General features: G+C 69.2%; 1 protein-coding gene. It reads left to right on the forward strand.

Annotation, left to right across the window (positions count from 1 at the left end; all coding sequences use genetic code 11):
• Positions 1-805: N-succinylarginine dihydrolase (locus AX702_RS00710; RefSeq protein ID WP_197420450.1), on the forward strand; the 805-nt coding region annotated here is incomplete at its 5' end.
• Position 806: the final 1 nt, after the last annotated feature.

The following is an 806-nucleotide window of genomic DNA, read 5'->3' on the forward strand; positions in this document are numbered from 1 at the left end:
TCACCCGCCCGTACCCGCCCCGTTCGGCGACGAGGGCGCGGCCAATCACATGCGGCTTTGCGCGCGTCACGACGCGCCCGCCGTCGAGGTCTTCGTCTATGGCGAAAGCGGCGGCCCCTTCCCTGCCCGGCAGCATCGCGATGCTTCGGAAGCGGTCGCCCGGGCGCACCGGCTTGATCCCGGTCGCACCCTGTTCGTGCAGCAATCGCCCGAGGCCATTGCTGCGGGCGCCTTCCACAATGACGTGGTCGCCGTGGCGAACGAACGCGTCCTGTTCGCCCACGAACTGGCCTTTGCCGATCGGCAGGGCTTCTTCGCCGACCTCCGCCGCCTGTTGCCCGAGGTGGAAATCGTGGAAGTGCCGGCCGACCGTGTCAGCCTGGCCGATGCCATCCAATCCTATCTGTTCAACGCACAGCTGGTCACGGCCAGCGGGGGCACGCAGACGCTCGTCGTTCCGGCCGAGGCGCGCGGCAATGCCGCGGTCTGGTCATGGCTGCAGAATCACCTTGCCGGCAATGGCCCGATCCGCGCGGTTGAAGTGGTGGACGTGCGGGAGTCCATGGCGAACGGGGGCGGCCCCGCGTGCCTGCGGCTGCGCGTCGCCTGCGACCCGGCGCTGGTGGATCCGCGATTCTTGGTCGAGGCGGCAAAGCTGGACCGGATCGCGGATGTCATCGCCGGGCACTGGCCCGAGGCGATCGCCCCCGATGCGATCGGCGACCCGGCTGTGATCGCGCAGGTCGGCCGCGCGCACCGCGCGCTCTACGAAGCGCTCGACCTTGTCGGATTGCTTAACAGTTGAC

This window comes from Sphingomonas sp. CCH5-D11, from assembly GCF_001557395.1.
Lineage (GTDB): Bacteria > Pseudomonadota > Alphaproteobacteria > Sphingomonadales > Sphingomonadaceae > Sphingomonas.